This is a genomic window from Cupriavidus sp. 01T418 (genome assembly GCF_056398885.1).
Window position 1 is genome coordinate 19,256 of sequence record NZ_JBFTQG010000007.1, and the last position, 18,122, is coordinate 37,377.

Sequence of the window (18,122 nt, forward strand, 5' to 3'; positions counted from 1 at the left end):
CGCAACTCAGGAAGTATCATGCGCACTGCCAAGGACAGGATCCGTCACACCATCGGCTTCGAACTGATCGGCTTGCTGATTTTCGCGCCGGTCGGCAGCTGGCTGTTTGGTTTCGCCCTGCACCAGATGGGCATCATCGCGGTGGTGGCATCGCTGATCGCCGCCGGCTGGAATTATCTTTACAACCTGCTCTTCGACAAGGCGATGCTCCGCTTCACCGGGCAGCTGCGCAAGCCGGTGGCCGTGCGCATGCTGCACGCCATCCTGTTCGAACTGGGCCTGCTGGTGGTGTTCCTGCCGATGGTGGCCTGGTACCTCGACATGAGCCTGCTCGACGCCTTCATCATGGATATCGCGGTGGCGGCGTTCTATGTGGTCTATGCGTTTATCTACAACTGGGTTTACGACGCCTTGTTCCCGGTTGGCGCAACCGCCAGGGCCGGCATGAAAGCCGAGCCTGCCGGGGAATCCGCCTAGCGGCTGTAGGGAACCGGAATTGGCTGGACTATGTGCGCTCGTGCTGGACTGGAAGTTCGAGATTAACTGGATTGCCCCCGATGTGGGCGCGCTTGCTGCCGAATGACGGCGAGCGCCAGCAGCGGTCATGCGGCCCGATCCATGCGGTTGTTGATGGGAGCACCGAACCTTCGCCAAATGTTTCGTGACTGCAGAGCACTCGCCAGCCTTCCTCGCTTGAGCAGCCGCACAAAAAATGCAGGCGTGGGTGCTTTTTATCCTCGCCAGTGACAGCGCGTTAACATCCCTGCGCCGGAACTGGCTCGGTTCATGAGCCTCGCGATACTGCAGCGCCCCTACTCCACCTGCAGCATTCGCTCCTGTATCGCCGCTGCAAGTTCCATCAGTGGCCTGGCCAGCGCCGCCTCGACAGCACCGGCATCCTGTTGCGTGGATACGCTGACGTTCAATACATGGACGGCATATTCATGAAAGCGCATTGGTGTTGCCATAGCCACAACCTGGGGCTGCCACGACGCGACGCAGTAGCCTTTCTCACGCACGGAACACACCGCAGCATCGATTTCTCGTCGCAACTCCCCCCAGCCGCGGCCGCGGTTCTTGCCGGCCATGGCCCTCATCATCATGTTGAAAGCCACAGGTGCCAGCGTTGCGAGGTGCGCGCGGCCGAGAGAGGTCAGCGCCATCGGGATGCGCTGCCCGCTCACCACCGTGCGCAGTGACTGGCGCCGGTTGTAGCGGAACGACTCCAGATAGATCATCTCGTCGCCCTCTGCCACCGCCAGTCCGACATTGATCTTGTGCCGCATGGCAACCTCGGCCATCATCGGCGCCGCGACCTTGAGAACCTGCGAGCCGTCGCGCATGGCATGCGCCATACTGAGGACCGGCACACCCAGCCGGTAGGCCCGGCACTGCGGGACGTACTCGAGCATGCCGGTCTCGATCAGCGACTGCGTCAGGCGGCTGACCGTCGAGCGGGACAAGCCGGTGCGCTCGGCAATCTCGCTGTTGCCGAGCATGGACGAGCCGGCGCGGAAGGCGCGCAGTACGGCAATGCCACGTTCGAGCGAGCGGTTGGGCGTCGCCTTGCCTTGGCCTGGTTTGATCCGTTCGATGTTGACGATGCTGTTTGGCATGACATGGAATCACTGCGCGCCAGTGACCGTTCTGGAAGGCGGCGTCCGGTGCATGCATTGCTGGGTTGCACCCGCCGCAGGCAATGCTACTCGATGCCGATCTCCTTGTCCTTCACCACTTGCTGCCAACGGCTGACCTCCTGTCGGCAGTAGCGCAAAGATCCTGCGGCGCGCCGATGCCGCCCACCATGATCGGCAACGCCGTCACCAGCATGACAAACAGCAGCCGGCCTGTGGCAAAAATGCTAAACATGATCCTGGTCTGCTCGGTGCCGGGGCGCCGTTACTCAGCCAAACAGGCTGACCACCGGCTCCGTCTCAACGTGCCAGATCTTCTGCGCCAGCCGGCGGGCACCATCGGCGCCTATCATCGGTGATGCCAGTTCGATCAGCTTGCCGTCGAGGTCGGCGTCGGACAGCGGGTCCTCCGGATCGCCCTTGCGATTCGGCTGCAAGTAGTCTGCCGTGGCACCGTCCAGGGTTTCGATCTCAACCCTTGCCGCGCGCTTGCCAGGAAACCAGCCATCGATCTCGGGGTCGACCTCGACAGTCATGCAGTCCATCAGCCGGCGCGTCTCGCTGTCCCACAGCCGTTCCGGCGTGTAGGCCGACAAGCGCACGCTGCCATGTACCAGGGCGGCGGCGACGATGAACGTGAGGCTGAACCTGGCTTCGTTCTCGCTCTTGGGATCGAGATAGCAGGCGATATCCAGCGCTGGACGATAGGTGGCGACGCGGATGCGACGGATTTGGGCGGCTTCGATGCCCAGCTTCGCTTTCAGCGCCAGCGCGCCGTCGATTGCCGCAAAGGTATGGCCGCAGCCAATATGGTTCTTGAAGGTAAGCCGGCAAATATGGAAGTCTTTCCCAAGCGTCGATGCCAGCCCGCTCCAGTCAGCGCCGTCCGACATCGCGCGCCCCATACCGGCCTCACCGTCGAGCACATCGAGCGAACCGGTGATGCCGGCGATGGCGGCGCGGGCGGCCAGCAATCCGCCCTCCGCAGCGCGGCCCGCGTGCAGCGGCTTGGACATCGAGTCCATGCGGAACGCTTGCTGCAGTCCGGCGGCGAAAGTTGCCGCGGTTGCCAGCGCGTGGGCAAGGTGCTCCTCGTTCGCGCCATAGATGAACGCCGCAGCGGCCGCCGCGCCAAAGGTGCCGACGGTGGCGGTGCTGTGCCAGAAGCGATAGTGCGCCCGGCCCAGCACGACGCCGATACGCGTCGACACCTCATAGCCGACGACGATGCCCTTGAGCAGCGTCTCGCCGCTGGCGCCCACGTCCTGTGYGGCAGCAATGGCGGCGGCGATGGTGGCGGCACCGGGGTGGTACATCGCATCACGGAAGCTGTCGTCGATCTCGGCAGCGTGGGCGGCAGCGCCATTGAGCAGCGCTGCGGCACGCGCCGTGGCCCGTTGCCCCATTGGCAGCCTGGCGTTGCCGCGGCCAAGCTCTTCTTCCACCACGCCCTGCAGGCGCTGGACCGCATAGGTGCCGATGCCCGGGAACAACGCCGCATGCCAGTCGACCAGCGCGCGCTTCGCATGATGCCGCACCTCGGGGGGCAGCGTTGCTGCCTTGATGGTGCTTAAGAACGGCCCAAAGGCCTCGGTTGCGTTCAAGATAGGTCTCTCCTCAGCCGGCCCGCGCCGGCGTGTCAGGGGACTGCTGCAGCCAATCCTGCAGCAGACCGTTGACTTGTTGGTGGGCCTCGTACTGGACCCAATGCCCGACGCCCGGCACCACGCTGACACTGACTTCCGGCGCGTCGGCTGACGCGTCCCGCGAGTCGCGGGCGATCCCGGCAATCGATTCGGGCGACATGGTCACATCGGCTTCGCCCCAGATCATCAATACCGGGCCGGGAAAGCGTGCAAGCGCCTGCTGCAATCCGCCTGCGCGCGAAATCGACTTGCTATGGAAGCGCGTCGCGCGACACGCACGCGTGTGGAAGGCCACGGCTTCGCTGTCGATGGCGGCCGGATCGGCAATCATGAATGCCGCCAGGTTGTGGCGCATCGCCGCGGCAAGCGCCCGCGCATCCGGGCAGCGGCGCCAGTCGACCAGCGCCTGCGTCATGCGGCGCGGACCGCCGTGGCCGGCCGGCCCGAGCAATGCGAGGCGGCCGACTTCGATTTCGCCAAGGTCCGCATGGGTCGCAAGGTGCGCCGTCACCAGCGCACCAAAGGAAAAGCCCACGAGGTCGATACGGTCCAGCAATAGGCCCCGCGACTGGTCCACCGATAAGCGGGCCAGCGAGCGTGCCAGGAGATCGACGAGTCCCGGCAGGTCGGCGCTCGGCGCCGCACCGGAATCGCCAAAGCCCGGCAGGTCTGGCACCAACAGCCGGCGGTTCCGGGACAACGGCCCGATATTGCGCACCCAGTGCTGCCAATTGCCATGGCCGCCATGCAGCAGCACGGTCGTCGGGCCCTTCCCAAAGCTTCGCCAGATGACCTCGCACCCATCGACCGAAGTCACCAACAAACCGTCGCGCACGCCGCACATGCCAGGGCCTCGTCAGGGCTTGTCGTTACCGGCCAGCACCGCCACGCCATCTGCGGCCACCACGCCCTGCCCTTCGGGCAGGACGAACACGGGATTCATCTCCGCTTCGACCAGCCGGTCGCCAAGCGTGGCAACCATGCGCGAGAAGGCGACGATCGCTTCGGCCAGCGCCTCCACATCCGCCTTTGGCCGGCCCCGGAAGCCCTGCAGCAGCGGGGCCGTCTTCAGGCGCACGATCATTTCCAGCGCGGCCTCCCGAGTCAATCCGCACTCGCCAGGCAGCAGCCGCAGCGTGGTATCGCCGAACAGCTCCGCGGTCACGCCGCCCATGCCGAGCAGGATCGCGGTGCCGAGCGCGTCGCGGTGCATGCCGAGGATCACTTCAACGCCACCCTTGACCATTTCCTGCACGAGGAAGCGTTGGGGAGCGATACCCGTGGCCGACTGCACGTCGCTTGCCATTTTTGCCAGCCGGCTCGCCACCTCCGCTGGCGGGACATTGACGGCCACGCCACCGACATCGCTTTTGTGGGTGATCTCGGCCGACAGGATCTTCAGCACGACATTGCCGCTGAAGGCTTGCGCCGCCGCCATCGCCTCGGCGCCATCGGCAACAACAACCTCCTTCGCAACCGGTACGCCGAAACCGGCGAACAAGGTCTTGGCCGCGGCTTCGTCGATCGAGCCGGTGCCATAGGCGGCGAGATCCGGCAACGGCAGCGTGGGAGTGCCCGCTTCGTAGACCGCGCTGCGCTTGCCAGCACGCAGCATCGCGTCGATCGCCACCGTGCACGCCTCCGGCGCGGAAAACGCCGGCACGCCGCGACGATTGAGCAGCGAGGCGACCTCCGGCGCATGCGGGCTCACGTAAGCAATCACCGGTTTCTCGCTGCCGGGCAGACAGTCGCGAATGGCATTGGCCATCAGGTCCGGCATGGCCAGGCTGGACGAGCCCACGATCACTGCGACCGCGTCGTAGCTCGGGCTGTCGAGGAGGATGCGGATCGCGGCGCGAAGCAGCTCAGGCTGCAGCCCGGCCAGGGTCACGTCGATCGGATTGCGGTCGAGCGCCGCGTGGTCGCCCTTCTGCAGCGCGCGCAGCTTCGCCGCGGTCGCCTCGTCCGGCGCCGGCGTCTCGAAGCCGGCCACGCCCAGGCTGTCGGAGACCAGCGTGCCGGCGCCGCCGGTCGAGGTTAGGATCGCCACGCGATTGCCGGTCAGTTTGCGCCCGGTAGCCAGTGCGGCAGGCATGTCGAGCAGGTCCGAGAACGACTGCGCGCGAATCACGCCGACCTGTTCGAACAGCGCGTCGTACATGCGATCCGCACCGGCCAGCGCGCCCGTATGCGACACCGCGGCGCGCGCGCCGCTCTCGGAGCGGCCGATCTTGAACGCCACCACCGCCTTGCCAGCGCGCGCCGCCTTCAGCGCCGCACGGCGGAACGTTTCCGGGTTGCGCACGCTCTCGACATACAGCGCGATCACGCGGGTGGCTGCGTCATCGGCCAGGTAATCGATAAAGTCGGCCAGGTCCAGGTCGACTTCATTGCTGGTCGAAACCAGCTTGGACAGGCCGATGCCGCGCGCCGCGGCGCGCGACAGCAAGGCACCGAGGATGCCGCCGCTTTGCGACACCACGCCGATGCTGCCGGCCGGGAACTGGTCCATTTCCAGCGCGCCGCTCGCCGACAGCGGGATATTGTCAGTCAGGTTGACCAGGCCGATGGTATTGGGCCCCAGCAGGCGCATGCTGCCGGCCGCCTCGATCAGTTCGGCCTGGCGCCGCGCGCCCTCGGCGCCGGTCTCGGTATAGCCGCTTGCCAGCACGATGGCCGCGCCCGCGCCGCGCGCCGCCAGCTCGCGCACCGCCAGGTGCGCACGCTCGGCGCCCAGCAGCACGATGCCGACGTCCGGTACTTCGGGCAGCGAGGCAATGTCGGGATAGCAACGCAGCCCGTCGATCGACTCGACCTTGGGATTGACCGGGTAGATCGCCCCGCTGAATCCATGCTTGCGCAAGTAGGAAACCGGGCGGCCGGCGGTCTTGGAGGGATCAGCGGAAGCGCCGATCACGGCAACGCTGCACGGCGAGACAAGTCGTTGGATAGCATTCATGATGTCAGGCCTTGGCTGCGGTCTTGTTCAGAAAAGCCAGCACAGACTCGCGATGCTCGCTGCTGGTGTAGCAGATGCCCTGCGCCTGGCTGCCCTGGGCAAAGACCTGGTCGGCGGGCAGTTCGAAGGACTGGTTCATGATGCTCTTGCCCAGCGCGATCGCGGTGGCCGAGCCCTGGCTCAATTCCGCCGCCCAGGTCAGCGCATCGTCGATCAGTGCTTCGGGCTTGCTCAGGCGGTCGGCGATGCCAAGCGCCTTGGCCTCCTTCGCCTCGACCTTGCGGCCCGTGAATACCAGTTCCTTTGCCGCCGACAGCCCCACGCGGCGCGGCAGGAAATACATGCCGCCACCATCCGGGATCAGGCCCCGGTTGATATAGGACCAGGAGAACGACGCCGATTCGGACGCCAGCACGAAATCGCAGCATAGCGCGGTATCGGCACCCAGCCCGGATGCGGCACCGTTGACCGCGGCGACGGTGGGCTTGGGCATGGTGTGGAGCAGCTTGATGGTGTGATGGACCCGCTGCTGGCGGCTCCAGCCGTTGAAGCCCACCTCGCCCGGCGGCGCTTCCATGCGGCGCTGCATGCCAGCCACGTCGCCACCGGCGCAGAAGCCCTTGCCGTTGCCGGTGAGCACCAGGGCGCGGATCGTCTTGTCCACCGCCACACGCTCCAGCGCGCCGATGAATTCCGAGCGCATGTCGTCGCTCATGGCATTGCGCTTGTCGGGGCGGTTAAAGGCGAGCAGCGCGATGCCAGATTCAATCTTCAGTTCAATCAGGGAATAGTTGTCCATAGTCCTGTCCGGTTCCGTGTGTGCCATCAGTGCAATCTGTTCTGCGCGAGTGCCGCGCTCAGTCAGCCGTGATGTTGGCGTCCTTGATGACCTTGCTCCAGCGCTGGCTCTCGGCCTTGACGTAGCGGCCAAATTCCTCTGGCGTGCCGCCACTGATGGCAAGCCCTTCCTGCTCGGCGCGCTTGCGGAACGCGTCGGTGTGCACGGCCTTCTTCGCCGCGGCGTTCAGCCGCGTGATCACCGCCGATGGCGTGCCGGCCGGCGCGAACAGGCCATACCAGCTATCCGCCACGTAATTGGGCACACCGCTTTCCGCGATCGTCGGCACCTTGCTCAACGCCGGCGCCTGCGAGCGCTGCGCGGTCGTGACTGCCACCGCCCGAAGCTTGCCGCTCTCCAGGTGCGGCGCGACTGCGGCTGCGGTGGCGAACATCACATCGACCTGCCCGCCGAGCAGATCCGTGATCGCCGGCCCGGCACCGCGATAAGGAATGTGATTCATGTCGACCTTGGCCATACTCTTGAACAGTTCGCCGGCCAGGTGTGCCGAAGTGCCCGCGCCTTGCGAGGCGTAGTTGAGCTTGCCCGGCCTGGCCTTGGCGGCCGCGATCAGGTCCTGCACGGTCCTGATGGGGCTGTCCGGCTTCACCACCAGCACGTTGGGGGAGCGGCCCACCAGCATGACCGGCGCGAACGCCTTCTCGGTATCGAACGGCAGCTTCTTGTGCAGGCTCGGGTTGACCGCGTGGGCCATCGTCGCCATCACCAGCGTGTAGCCGTCGGGCGCGCTCTTGGCCACCGCATCGGTGCCGATGATGGTGCTGCCGCCTGGCTTGTTGTCGACGATGACGGGCTGGCCCAAGTCCGCGCCCATGGTAATGCCCATCGTACGTGCGACCAGGTCAGTGCCGCCGCCGGGGGCGAACGGCACCACCATGCGGATCGGCTTGTCGGGGAAGGCTGCGAGCGCGGGCAAGGGCGCTGCCGCGGCCATGAAGAGCGGGATGGCTGCCTTGGCAAGCCGGCGGAAGAAGCCGGTACTGAACAGATGCATGCTTTGTCTCCTGGAATGAGTCGGAACGCCGCGGTCAGCAGACTGCATGCACCGGGCGCGTTTCTTTGTTAGAGACAGCTTAGGCCCTGGCGGGCGGTTCCACACCCTCCCAATTCCACGGTATGGAATTTGATGGCAGGCAGACCGTCAGCAAGAAAAATACGCCCCGCAGAGCGCACAAACCGGCGACGATGTCAAACGCTTGCGGTGTACCAGTGCCATCATGATGCGGGATGGCCCTCGGCAAGCGATTCGACACCACCGCGCGGCGGGATGTCGACGCTAACTGCGCTCGACGTGATGCTATGGGCCGCGAGCCGCGGACTGATCGGCGTCAATCTCAATCACCGGATGGCACCGCAGAACTCTTGGCCAGCAGGCACCGAAGACCTGGGTCTGGCAGTGCGTTGGGTTCAGGAGAACATCGCCGCGCAGGGCGGCGACCCGAAGCGGGTCTTTCTCGTGGGTCACTCGTCTGGCGCGGTGCTCGTGGCCTCCTATGTCGCCCACCCACAGTTCTATGGACCGGTTGGCGTAGGAGTGGCTGGCGCGGCGTTTCTCTCGGCGACCATCTTCGACCCCGCTACCGCCGAGATTAGCCCGGCGCTCAAGGCATATTTCGGCGACGACGTCGGCCGGTACGCGGAACGCTCGTCAGTGCCCGGACTTCAGCAGACACCGTTGCCACTCATGGTGGCAACCGCGGAACTGGATCCCGTCGCCGTGGAGCGCCAGGCGCTGCAGCTCCAGGACGCGCTCTGCAAAGCCAACCGCTGCCCAGTATTCACACGCTTCCCGGGACAGAACCACTTCTCTGAGGTTTTTTCGATCAACAGCTCCGACGATACAGTGGGCACGGGAATACTTGCGTTCATTCGCAGCGTTCGATAGCGCATGCCCCGGATGGCGATGCAGCCCACTCAGTTGGCGAAGGAAGACCCTGTTTGAATCCTTGGGTCGGCAAGAGCCAGTGAGCAACCGGTGCTGAGCAGTCCAACGAACTCGCGCTTCAAGTCGGCGCAGTCTCGCTATGCCAGCGGCATCCGGTTTTGCTTTGCTGCTACCTGGATCTGAAGTCGGGCGGCTGCCACACGGGAGCGGCGCCGGGCCGAACTGTTTGTCGGACGATTTCCGCAAGCGCGACCCGGCCTTCGGGTTTCCACCCACTCGCCAAAGCTTGAAGCGCTCCTCCATTTAGTTATACTACATAACAATATTGCTGCCCGCCGCCGGCCTTGCCTGAAGCACCCGCGCCGCGTGGGCAGTCCATAACATCCATGGAGACGACATCATGAAGATCGCGATAGCCGGCGGCGGCATCGGCGGCCTGACGCTGGCACTGCTTTGCCACCGGCACGGCATCGAGGCCGAGGTCTGGGAGGCCAGCGAAGCGCTGCGCCCGCTGGGCGTGGGCATCAACCTGCTGCCGCACGCGGTACGCGAGCTGGCCGAACTCGGACTGCTCGATGCACTGGCCGAACTGGCGGTGCCGACTTCGTCGCTGTCTTACTACAACAAGCTGGGCCAGCGTATCTGGCACGAGCCGCGCGGGCACGCGGCGGGCTACGACCTGCCGCAGTTCTCCATTCATCGCGGCGAATTCCAGATGCTGCTCTACCGCGCCGCGGTGGAACGCCTGGGCGCCGACCGCATGCATGCCGGGCATGCCTTCGAATCGGTGGTGAGCACCGGCGCGCGCGCCGGCGAGCCGGTGGCATTCACGCTGCGCCGCCGCCGCGACGCCGCCGAGATTGCCGCACAGGCCGATGTGCTGGTGGGTGCCGACGGCATCCACTCCGCGGTGCGCCGCCACTTCCATCCCCGGGGCGACGCGCCGCGTTTCTCCCGCCGCACGCTGTGGCGCGCCGTCACCGAAGCGCCACCGTACCTCGACGGCAGATCGATGTTCATGGCGGGCCATCAGGACCAGAAGTTCGTGGCCTACCCGATCTCCGAGCCGCTTCGCCGCGAGGGACGCTCGCTGGTCAACTGGATCGCCGAGCTGCGCGTGCCCGACCACGTCTCGGATACGCCGCCGCGCAGCGACTGGAACAAGCAAGTCCACAAGTCCGTGTTCAGCGCGGCGTTTGCCAACTGGCGCTGGGACTGGATCGATATCCCCGCGCTGATCGACGGCGCGCAGGCCATCTACGAATTCCCCATGGTCGACAAGGATCCGCTGCCGCGCTGGACCTTCGACCGCGTGACACTGCTGGGCGACGCCGCCCACCCGATGTACCCGATCGGCTCCAACGGCAGCGCGCAGGCCATCCTGGATGCGCGCTACCTGATGGACAGCCTGCTGGCCAACGGCGCGCCGCGCGATGCGTCCGGCGCCGGCTACGCGCTGCGCGAGTACGAAGCCGAGCGGTTGCCGCGCACCGCCGCCATCGTGCTGCGCAACCGCCTGAACGGGCCCGAGCAGGTCATGCAGCTTGCCGAGCAGCGCGCGCCACAAGGCTTCAGCGATATAGGCGCCGTGATCCCGCCCGCGGAGCTTGAAGCGATTGCGCTGCGCTACAAGCAACTCGCCGGCTTCGACCGGCAATCGCTGCAGACGCCGGCGCGCTAGCGCTGCGCTTCGTCCGTCTTATGCAGCACCTGCTTGTCGCCACTGGCGCTCGCCTCGCTATCCCGACCGGGTGGAAATGCGGTATTTTCGCGTCATCTGGTTCCCGTTCCAGTTTCCGTTCCAGCTTCCGAGTTCGACCCGAGGCCAAGGCATTATGACCACAGCAAAGGCGCGCCCGCGCCGCAGCCGCGACGCCCTCGCCCCCGATCCCGCGGGTGCCAGCCAGGCGGCCGACGCCCTGGGCGGCTTCGACCCGCATCTCCCCAACATCGACTACGGCGTACTGGACAGCCTGGTCGGTTACGCGATCCGCCGCGCGCAGATCCGCATCTACGAGGACTTCGTGCAGTCGCTGGCACAGTGGAACATCACGCCGCCGCGTTTTTCCGCACTGGTGATCATCTCGCGCAACCCGCAACTCAAGCTGACCGAACTGGCCGGCATCCTGGGCATTGCGCGCTCCGGCGCGGTGCTGCTGGTCGACGCGCTGCAAGACATGAAGCTGGTGGCGCGCCGCCCCGCGCCGCACGACCGCCGGGCCTACAGCCTGGTACTGACGCCCGCGGGCCGCCGCACGCTGGAGGCCGCCACCACCGCCGTGTGCGCGCACGATGCGCGCGTCGCGGCCGCGCTGACGGCGCAGGAGCAGGATATGCTGCGCGCGCTGCTCGGCAAGCTGGCGCCGCCCAATCCTGCCGCGGCCGAGCGGGCGGCCCCTGCAAGCCTCACCGAAATCTGAACGCCGCGTCATCCGTGCTCATGCCCATGCGTTAACATGGGCACCATGCCGAAACGCCCCTCCCCAATTCTTCGCCGCCTGCTGCCGCTTTGCGCCGCCGGGCTGTTGTGCATCGGCGGCCTGCCCGCCGCCACCGCCAAAACCTCCGCTCACAAGTCCAAGGCCTCGCAGACTGCCGCTGCGCCGGCCGAGCCGCGCTCGGGCCTGCCGGCCAGCGTGATGGGCGCGCTCAAGCGCGCGCACGTGCCCGCCTCGGCCACCAGCTTCTATGTGATCAAGGTCGGCGCGCCGGCGCCCCGCGCGAGCTGGAACGCGCAGACGCCAATGAACCCGGCGTCGACCATGAAGCTGGTCACCACCTTCGCCGGACTGCAGTTGCTCGGCGCCGGCTACCGCTGGCAGACCTCGCTCTACGCCGACAGCCAGCCCGGCGCCGATGGCATCATCAACGGCAACATCTACCTGCGCGGACAGGGCGACCCCAAGCTGGTGCCGGAAGAAATGGCCAAGCTGGTCGCCACCGCTCGCGCCGCGGGTGCCACCACCATCAATGGCGACCTGGTGCTGGACCGCAGCTACTTCGATTCCGCCATCGACAAAGGCGCCACCATCGACGGCGAAACCCAGCGCGCCTACAACGTCAGCCCCGACGCGCTGCTGTACGCCTTCAAGACGCTGTCGTTCACCATCACGCCCGACCCGGCCAACCAGTCGGTCGCGGTATCCGTCAAGCCCGCGCTGGCGCAGCTCAGGCTCGACAACCGCCTGGCGCTGTCCAACGGCAAATGCGGCGACTGGTCGGTACACGCCCGCCCCGCCGTCACGCAACAGCCCGACGGCACCGTGCTGGCGTCCTTCGACGGCAGCTACGCCGCCGACTGCGGCGAACACGTGGTCAATATCGCCACGCTCTCGCACAACGAATTCACCTGGGGCGGCTTCGTCGCCGAATGGCAACTCGCCGGCGGCCGCTTCACGCATCAGCCCGCACTGCGCATGGGCCGCGCCCCGCGCGGCGCCTTCCTGCTCGCACGCCACTACGGCCAGCCGCTCTCGGAGATCGTGCGCGACATCAACAAGTTCTCGAACAACGTGATGGCCCGCCAGCTCTACCTGACCATCGGCGCCGAGATGGATCGCAGCGGGCCCGCCAGCACCGCGCGCTCGGCGAAAGTGGTGCAGAACTGGCTGGCGCGCCAGGGACTGGACATGCCGGACCTGGTTCTGGACAACGGCTCAGGGCTGTCGCGCGAGGAACGGATCAGCGCGTACGACATGTCGCGGTTGCTGCAGCAGGCGCTTGCCAGCGAGGTGGGGCCGGTGTTGATCGATTCGCTGCCTATCCTGGGGGTGGACGGGACGTTGCGGAACCGGCTGACCAGGGCCGGCGCGGCCGGCAATGCCTATATGAAGACGGGGACGTTGAATAATGTGCGGGCGCTGGCGGGGTATGTGGATGCGCTGAACGGGGATCGGTATGTGGTGGTGAGTTATATCAACCATGCGAACGCATCGCAGGCGCGGGATGCCCATGATGCGTTGTTGCAGTGGGTTTATCAGGGGGCGCCGTCGTAAACCGTTGGCTTTGGTTGTGTGGTTGGGATTTTAGTTGGGCGGGGTTGGTTTTTGGATCCAAAAGCCATACGACATCCCCCTGCGGGGGCTGCCGGTCACTTTTCTTTGCGCGGCAAAGAAAACTAACGAAAAGAAAGCCGCCCTGCCGGGAGCAGAGCATTAAGGCTATTCGGCGGCAGTGATTGCGTCGTACGGCCCGGAGTGTTGGCTGGCGTGTCCTACCGGCTTGAAAGGCATCGCAATTGCATTAGCCAGCGGTTTCGTGGTGGTGCCCACGGTAGCATCGCCATTGCCCATTCGGCAATCTGCCGTTCGCGGTGCAAAGGGCTGCGCAATCTCGCACCTCACTGGTTTCGTGGTTTTGTCTCTGACGGCACGCGCGGTGATCATACGGTCCCTGCCGTTCGCCGTTCGCAGCGCCGCGCAGCTTCGTACTGACGGGTTTCGTGGTGGGCGTGGTGGATCGAACGCACTCGCCTGCGGCCTCGCCGTTACGTCGGTTGGCGAGTGGAGCAACACCTTCTCGGTTTGAGCATCCTTCGCATCAGCCGGCCGGGCCACTGCGCCCACCACGAAACGAGGACGGCCGAGATCCAGTCACAGCCAGAGCCGGTACGGCAGGGTATCGAATGGTAGGGTATTTGCCGCAAGAGACAAAACCACGAAACCAGCCACACCTGAAACGGCGCAGCCCTTTGCACCGCGAACGGCAGATGTGGGAACGGTCACCGCAAACGAGGTCAGGGGCCGCACCACGAAACCGCTGGGGAAAGCAGTGGCGCCGCCATTGACGCCGGTAGGACACGCCAGCCAACACCCAGGGCCGTACGGCGAAACCACTGCCCCACATAAGCCTTATTGCTCTGCTCCCGGCAGGGCGGCTTTCTTTTCGTTAGTTTTCTTTGCCGCGCAAAGAAAAGTGACCGGCAGCCCCCGCAGGGGGTTGTCGTATGGCTGTTGGGTCCAAAGACCAACCCCGCCCAAATTAACGCCCAACCACGCAACCAAAGCCAACGGTTTTGCTCTTGGCCCCAAAAACCAACACCGCGTAAACCAAAAGCCCAAGGCCCCCAAGCCCCCTCACCCCCCAAACGCCGCAGCAGCCCGCTGCAACCGATCCCTGACCCCATCCCACTCATGCCCCGCCGGCAAGGCCTCAATCACCAGCCTCGCATACCCCTCCCGATCCAGCCTCCGCAACAGCCGGTAAAGCTCCCGCGCATAAGCCTCGGCACCGGCAGGCGCTTCCACCCACACACAGCGCGGATCGGCGGCCGCCTGGACGCCCACCCATGCCACCTTGGCATCCGCAGGCAAATCCGCTAACTGCGCCGGCAAATCGGCAGCGGAAGACAAAGCCAAGGGCGTATGCGGCGCATAGTGCGCCTTAAGCGTCCCCGAAGCCCGCGGCGCAGCGGCATCCGGCGGCAACGGCGTCACACCCAATACCTGCGCCATCATCGCCGCCGTAATCGCGCCAGGCCGCAACAACACCGGCCCGATTCCCTGTGCCAGCCGTGACAAGTCCACGATGGTCGATTCAATGCCGACCTCCACCCCATCGCCTTCCAGCACAAAGACACTATCGCCAAACTCGTCCCGCACATGCTGCGCGGTGGTCGGGCTGACCTGTCCGAACTTGTTGGCCGATGGCGCGGCAATCCCTCCGCGTCCGCGCTTGAAGCGTGAAAGCAGCGCCTGCGCGACAGGATGCGACGGGCAACGCAGGCCGATGTTGTCCTGTCCCCCCGCCACCGCAGCCGGGATATGCGCGGCGCGCTTGAGGATCAGCGTGAGCGGTCCGGGCCAGAAGGCATCGATCAGTTGCTGCGCAGCCGGCGGCACGTCGTCGACCCAGTAGCTGATGTCGCCGCCGTCCACCACGTGCACGATGATCGGATGGTTGGATGGCCGGCCCTTGGCCGCGTAGATGCGGGCGATGGCCTCCGGGTTTTCCGCGTCGGCGCCGAGACCATAGACGGTTTCGGTGGGGAAGGCGACCAGCTCGCCGGCCTCCAGCAGTTGGACCGCCTGGTCAAGTTCTGCGGACGTGGGCATGCGCGACATCGGGGGATCTCTGGGGTAAGCGTGACTACGAAACTACGAAAAAGGGAGAACCGGGCGGGCACGCCATCAGGGCTCGATATGCAGCGCCTTCAAGGCAGCGTCGAACGCGCGCCCTGCATCGGCGGCCTCGCCGCCCACGCAGTTCACATGGCCCATCTTGCGCGCTGGACGCGCATCGCTCTTGCCGTACAGATGCAGCTTGGCGCCGGGCTGTGCCACGACTTCGTCCCAGGCCGGCGTGCGCTCCAGCCCGAACTCGAACCACACGTCGCCCAGCAGGTTGAGCATCTTGCCGGCGGAATGCTGGCGCGTGCTGCCCAGCGGCAGGCGGGCCATGGCGCGTACCTGCTGCTCGAACTGGCTGGTCTCGCAGGCGTCCATGGTGATGTGGCCCGAGTTGTGCGGGCGCGGCGCCATTTCGTTGGCGACCAGCGAGCCGTCGGTCAGCACGAAGAACTCGATGCACAGCACGCCCACATAGCCCATCTCGGTGGCGATGGCGGCGGCGGCGGCACGGGCGCGCGCGGCGATGTCGCCGGAGACGCTGGTGGCGGGCATCACGGTGGAGAACAGGATGCCGTCGCGGTGCACGTTCTCGGCCAGCGGCCAGGTAGCGGTGCTGCCGTCGGCAGCGCGCGCGGCCAGCACCGAGACTTCGTAGGCCAGCGGCAGCATCTTCTCCAGCACGCAGGGCACGTGCTGCATGGCGCGCCAGGCGGCGCGCACATCTTCACGGCTCTTGACGCGGGCCTGGCCCTTGCCGTCATAGCCCATGCGCGCGGTCTTCAGGATGCCGGGCAGCAGGTCCTCGGGCAGCTGATCGACATCGGCGTCGTGCTGGATCACCCAATGCGGTGCGGTCGGCACGCCGGTGTGCTCGGCGCAGGAGGCGAAGAACTTCTTTTCGCCGATGCGGTTCTGTGCGATCGACACGCAATAGCCGCGCGGCGCCACGAAGGCGCCCAGTTGTTCGAGCCGGTCCAGCGAGAGCGATGGCACGTTCTCGAACTCGGTGCTCACCGCGGGGCACAACCTGGCCATCTCGACCAGCGCGGCTTCGTCGGTATAGGCCGCGCAGATGTGCTTCTCGGCGATCGTGCCGGCCGGGCTGTCCTGGTCCGGATCGAGCACGCAGACCTTGTACCCCATCGCCTGGGCGGCATGGGTGAACATGCGGCCAAGCTGGCCGCCGCCCAGCATGCCGAGCCAGGCGCCGGGCAGCACCGGCGCGCTGGGACTGTCGATGCCGAATTCGGCACGCGACTCCGGCGTGTGGGCTTCGACCAGGTGGGGATGGATATCGGTGGGCATTGCGCGTCTTTCCGGATTCTGGGGCTTAGGCTAGTCGGCTGTTCTGGCTGTTCTGGCTGCTCTGTCTGCTCTGTCTGCTCTGTCTGCTCTGTCTGCTCTGGTGATGCGTACGCCTTACACCGGCAGCGTCATCGCGCGCGCGGCTTCGGTCTGCCTGGCGCGGAACGCTTCGAGCGCCGCGGCCAGCGCGTCGTCGGTGGTGGCCAGGGTAGCGATGGCGTGCAGCGCGGCATTGGCGGCGCCAGCCTCGCCGATGGCGAAGGTGGCGACCGGCACGCCCTTGGGCATCTGCACGATCGACAGCAGCGAGTCCTCGCCGCGCAGGTAGCGCGACGGCACCGGCACGCCGAACACCGGCACGATGGTCTTGGCGGCGATCATGCCCGGCAGGTGCGCGGCACCGCCGGCGCCGGCGATGATGGCGCGCAGGCCGCGCTCGCGCGCGGTGGCTGCGTACTCGAACATGTCGTCGGCCATGCGGTGGGCGGAGACCACGCGCGCCTCGAAAGCCACGCCGAAATCCTTCAGCATGGCGACCGCGTTCTGCATCACGTCCCAGTCGGAACTGCTGCCCATCACAACGCCGACCAGCGGCTTGGCTGTATTGCTCACGTTAAATCCTTCAATATCCGTCTGGTGCCTGCTGGTACCAGTCCTCGCCATCCTGCGGTTTGCTCTCTCTCCCCCCGAGGGGAGAGAGAGTCAAAACCGTCGTCATTCCAAACGGTTGGCGCACTGGCCGGCTTCGGCCAGCGCCCCTGAAAATTACTGCAGTTCCTCGCCGGTCAGGCGCGTGAGCGCCTCGCGGTACTTGGCGGCGGTCTTCTCGATCACGTCGGCGGGCAGGGCCGGCGCCGGCGCGGTCTTGGGCCACGGCTTGCCGTCGATGCGCACCGATTCCAGCCAGTCGCGCACGAACTGCTTGTCGAAGGACGGCGGGTTGGTGCCCACCTGGTAGGAGTCGGCGGGCCAGAAACGCGAGGAATCCGCGGTCAGCACTTCGTCCATCAGCGTCAGCGTGCCGTTCTCGTCCAGGCCGAACTCGAACTTGGTGTCGGCGATGATGATGCCGCGCGTGGCGGCGTAGTCGGCCGCTTCCTTGTACAGGCGGATCGAGATGTCGCGCATCTGGCGGGCCAGGTCGGCGCCGATGCGGGCCTCGGTCTCGGCAAAGGAGATGTTCTCGTCGTGCTCGCCCATCTCGGCCTTGGCGGCCGGGGTGAAGATCGGCTCGGGCAGCTTCTGCGCGTTCTGCAGGCCGGCGGGCAGTTCGATGCCGCACACGCTGCCGGTAGCCTGGTAGTCCTTCCAGCCGCTGCCGGCCAGGTAGCCACGCACCACCGCTTCCACCAGGATCGGCTTGAGGCGCTTGACCACCACGGCGCGGCCTTGCACCTGCTCGACCTCGGCCGGGCTGACGACGCTCTCGGCGGTGACACCGGTCTCGTGGTTCGGCACGATGTGGGCGAGCTTCCTGAACCAGAAGTTGGCCATCTGGTTGAGCACGCGGCCCTTGGCCGGGATCGGCTCGCCCAGGATGACGTCGAAGGCCGACAGGCGGTCGGTGGTGACGATCAGCAGCTTGTCGTCGCCGACGGCGTAGTTGTCGCGGACCTTGCCGTGACCCAGCAGCGGCAGCGAAGTGATGGAGGACTGATAGAGAGCGTTCGACATGGTGGTTCGGGGGTTCCGATAGGAGGCACTGACAGGATGATCCTGCGCGTCATCTTGTCAGCGCCTCTCGGGCACCGGCAACAAGCGCCGGC

General features: G+C 66.2%; 16 protein-coding genes. 5 read left to right on the forward strand and 11 right to left on the reverse strand.

Annotated features, from left to right (window positions below; all coding sequences use genetic code 11):
• Positions 1 to 18: 18 nt before the first annotated feature.
• Positions 19 to 477, forward strand: a complete 459-nt coding sequence (locus AC1DQ3_RS10090; protein ID WP_477120050.1) for a PACE efflux transporter — start codon at positions 19 to 21, stop codon at positions 475 to 477.
• Between the two features lie 335 nt (positions 478 to 812).
• Here AC1DQ3_RS10090 and AC1DQ3_RS10095 read toward each other — a convergent pair whose 3' ends face one another.
• The 7 genes from AC1DQ3_RS10095 to AC1DQ3_RS10125 all read right to left on the reverse strand — a co-directional run bounded on the left by AC1DQ3_RS10095 (position 813) and on the right by AC1DQ3_RS10125 (position 8,092).
• Entirely contained in the window at positions 813 to 1,616 is an 804-nt protein-coding gene (locus AC1DQ3_RS10095; RefSeq protein WP_477120051.1) for an IclR family transcriptional regulator, read from the reverse strand.
• A 112-nt stretch (positions 1,617 to 1,728) separates the two neighbouring features.
• Complete coding sequence (locus AC1DQ3_RS10100) at positions 1,729 to 1,869, reverse strand: hypothetical protein (RefSeq protein WP_477120052.1); 141 nt, start codon at positions 1,867 to 1,869, stop codon at positions 1,729 to 1,731.
• A gap of 34 nt (positions 1,870 to 1,903) precedes the next feature.
• On the reverse strand, positions 1,904 to 3,238 hold the full coding sequence (locus AC1DQ3_RS10105) for an MmgE/PrpD family protein (RefSeq protein ID WP_477120053.1): 1,335 nt from the start codon (positions 3,236 to 3,238) through the stop codon (positions 1,904 to 1,906).
• A 13-nt stretch (positions 3,239 to 3,251) separates the two neighbouring features.
• Positions 3,252 to 4,097, reverse strand: coding sequence for an alpha/beta fold hydrolase (locus AC1DQ3_RS10110; RefSeq protein WP_477120054.1), 846 nt, complete (start codon positions 4,095 to 4,097; stop codon positions 3,252 to 3,254).
• A 39-nt stretch (positions 4,098 to 4,136) separates the two neighbouring features.
• A complete protein-coding gene (locus AC1DQ3_RS10115; RefSeq protein WP_477120055.1) occupies positions 4,137 to 6,239 on the reverse strand; it encodes an acetate--CoA ligase family protein in 2,103 nt (700 codons plus the stop codon).
• Positions 6,240 to 6,243: 4 nt separating this feature from the next.
• Entirely contained in the window at positions 6,244 to 7,038 is a 795-nt protein-coding gene (locus AC1DQ3_RS10120) for an enoyl-CoA hydratase/isomerase family protein (protein ID WP_477120056.1), read from the reverse strand.
• 58 nt (positions 7,039 to 7,096) lie between these two features.
• Positions 7,097 to 8,092: a tripartite tricarboxylate transporter substrate binding protein gene (locus AC1DQ3_RS10125; protein ID WP_477120057.1), complete on the reverse strand. Its 996-nt coding sequence runs from the start codon at positions 8,090 to 8,092 to the stop codon at positions 7,097 to 7,099.
• A 273-nt stretch (positions 8,093 to 8,365) separates the two neighbouring features.
• Between AC1DQ3_RS10125 and AC1DQ3_RS10130 the strand changes: the two genes are divergently transcribed.
• The 4 genes from AC1DQ3_RS10130 to dacB all read left to right on the forward strand — a co-directional run bounded on the left by AC1DQ3_RS10130 (position 8,366) and on the right by dacB (position 12,978).
• A complete protein-coding gene (locus AC1DQ3_RS10130) occupies positions 8,366 to 8,983 on the forward strand; it encodes an alpha/beta hydrolase (RefSeq protein WP_477120058.1) in 618 nt (205 codons plus the stop codon).
• A 400-nt stretch (positions 8,984 to 9,383) separates the two neighbouring features.
• Positions 9,384 to 10,664 carry a flavin-dependent oxidoreductase gene (locus AC1DQ3_RS10135; RefSeq protein ID WP_477120059.1) on the forward strand — a complete coding sequence of 427 codons (1,281 nt, stop codon included), beginning with the start codon at positions 9,384 to 9,386 and terminating at the stop codon, positions 10,662 to 10,664.
• Positions 10,665 to 10,818: 154 nt separating this feature from the next.
• Positions 10,819 to 11,403, forward strand: coding sequence for a MarR family winged helix-turn-helix transcriptional regulator (locus AC1DQ3_RS10140; RefSeq protein ID WP_477120060.1), 585 nt, complete (start codon positions 10,819 to 10,821; stop codon positions 11,401 to 11,403).
• A gap of 36 nt (positions 11,404 to 11,439) precedes the next feature.
• Complete coding sequence (dacB, locus tag AC1DQ3_RS10145; protein WP_477120061.1) at positions 11,440 to 12,978, forward strand: D-alanyl-D-alanine carboxypeptidase/D-alanyl-D-alanine endopeptidase; 1,539 nt, start codon at positions 11,440 to 11,442, stop codon at positions 12,976 to 12,978.
• Between the two features lie 1,080 nt (positions 12,979 to 14,058).
• On the opposite strand, the gene AC1DQ3_RS10150 is transcribed toward dacB, so the two are convergent.
• The 4 genes from AC1DQ3_RS10150 to AC1DQ3_RS10165 all read right to left on the reverse strand — a co-directional run bounded on the left by AC1DQ3_RS10150 (position 14,059) and on the right by AC1DQ3_RS10165 (position 18,030).
• Positions 14,059 to 15,045, reverse strand: a complete 987-nt coding sequence (locus AC1DQ3_RS10150) for an L-threonylcarbamoyladenylate synthase (RefSeq protein ID WP_477120062.1) — start codon at positions 15,043 to 15,045, stop codon at positions 14,059 to 14,061.
• Positions 15,046 to 15,111: 66 nt separating this feature from the next.
• Complete coding sequence (locus AC1DQ3_RS10155; protein WP_477120063.1) at positions 15,112 to 16,356, reverse strand: 5-(carboxyamino)imidazole ribonucleotide synthase; 1,245 nt, start codon at positions 16,354 to 16,356, stop codon at positions 15,112 to 15,114.
• A 114-nt stretch (positions 16,357 to 16,470) separates the two neighbouring features.
• Positions 16,471 to 16,968, reverse strand: a complete 498-nt coding sequence (gene purE / locus AC1DQ3_RS10160; RefSeq protein ID WP_035869268.1) for a 5-(carboxyamino)imidazole ribonucleotide mutase — start codon at positions 16,966 to 16,968, stop codon at positions 16,471 to 16,473.
• Positions 16,969 to 17,121: 153 nt separating this feature from the next.
• The gene (locus tag AC1DQ3_RS10165; RefSeq protein WP_477120064.1) at positions 17,122 to 18,030 is read right to left on the reverse strand and encodes a phosphoribosylaminoimidazolesuccinocarboxamide synthase; all 909 of its coding nucleotides are present in this window, start codon (positions 18,028 to 18,030) and stop codon (positions 17,122 to 17,124) included.
• Positions 18,031 to 18,122 lie beyond the last annotated feature (92 nt).

Bases quoted from the DNA above. Each gene is read 5' to 3' on its own strand.
- AC1DQ3_RS10090 (WP_477120050.1), top strand. From the start codon at position 19: ATGCGCACTGCCAAGGACAGGATCCGTCACACCATCGGCTTCGAACTG.
- AC1DQ3_RS10095 (WP_477120051.1), bottom strand. From the start codon at position 1,616: ATGCCAAACAGCATCGTCAACATCGAACGGATCAAACCAGGCCAAGGC.
- AC1DQ3_RS10100 (WP_477120052.1), bottom strand. From the start codon at position 1,869: ATGTTTAGCATTTTTGCCACAGGCCGGCTGCTGTTTGTCATGCTGGTG.
- AC1DQ3_RS10115 (WP_477120055.1), bottom strand. From the start codon at position 6,239: ATGAATGCTATCCAACGACTTGTCTCGCCGTGCAGCGTTGCCGTGATC.
- AC1DQ3_RS10120 (WP_477120056.1), bottom strand. From the start codon at position 7,038: ATGGACAACTATTCCCTGATTGAACTGAAGATTGAATCTGGCATCGCG.
- AC1DQ3_RS10125 (WP_477120057.1), bottom strand. From the start codon at position 8,092: ATGCATCTGTTCAGTACCGGCTTCTTCCGCCGGCTTGCCAAGGCAGCC.
- AC1DQ3_RS10130 (WP_477120058.1), top strand. From the start codon at position 8,366: ATGTCGACGCTAACTGCGCTCGACGTGATGCTATGGGCCGCGAGCCGC.
- AC1DQ3_RS10135 (WP_477120059.1), top strand. From the start codon at position 9,384: ATGAAGATCGCGATAGCCGGCGGCGGCATCGGCGGCCTGACGCTGGCA.
- AC1DQ3_RS10140 (WP_477120060.1), top strand. From the start codon at position 10,819: ATGACCACAGCAAAGGCGCGCCCGCGCCGCAGCCGCGACGCCCTCGCC.
- dacB (WP_477120061.1), top strand. From the start codon at position 11,440: ATGGGCACCATGCCGAAACGCCCCTCCCCAATTCTTCGCCGCCTGCTG.
- AC1DQ3_RS10150 (WP_477120062.1), bottom strand. From the start codon at position 15,045: ATGTCGCGCATGCCCACGTCCGCAGAACTTGACCAGGCGGTCCAACTG.
- AC1DQ3_RS10155 (WP_477120063.1), bottom strand. From the start codon at position 16,356: ATGCCCACCGATATCCATCCCCACCTGGTCGAAGCCCACACGCCGGAG.
- AC1DQ3_RS10165 (WP_477120064.1), bottom strand. From the start codon at position 18,030: ATGTCGAACGCTCTCTATCAGTCCTCCATCACTTCGCTGCCGCTGCTG.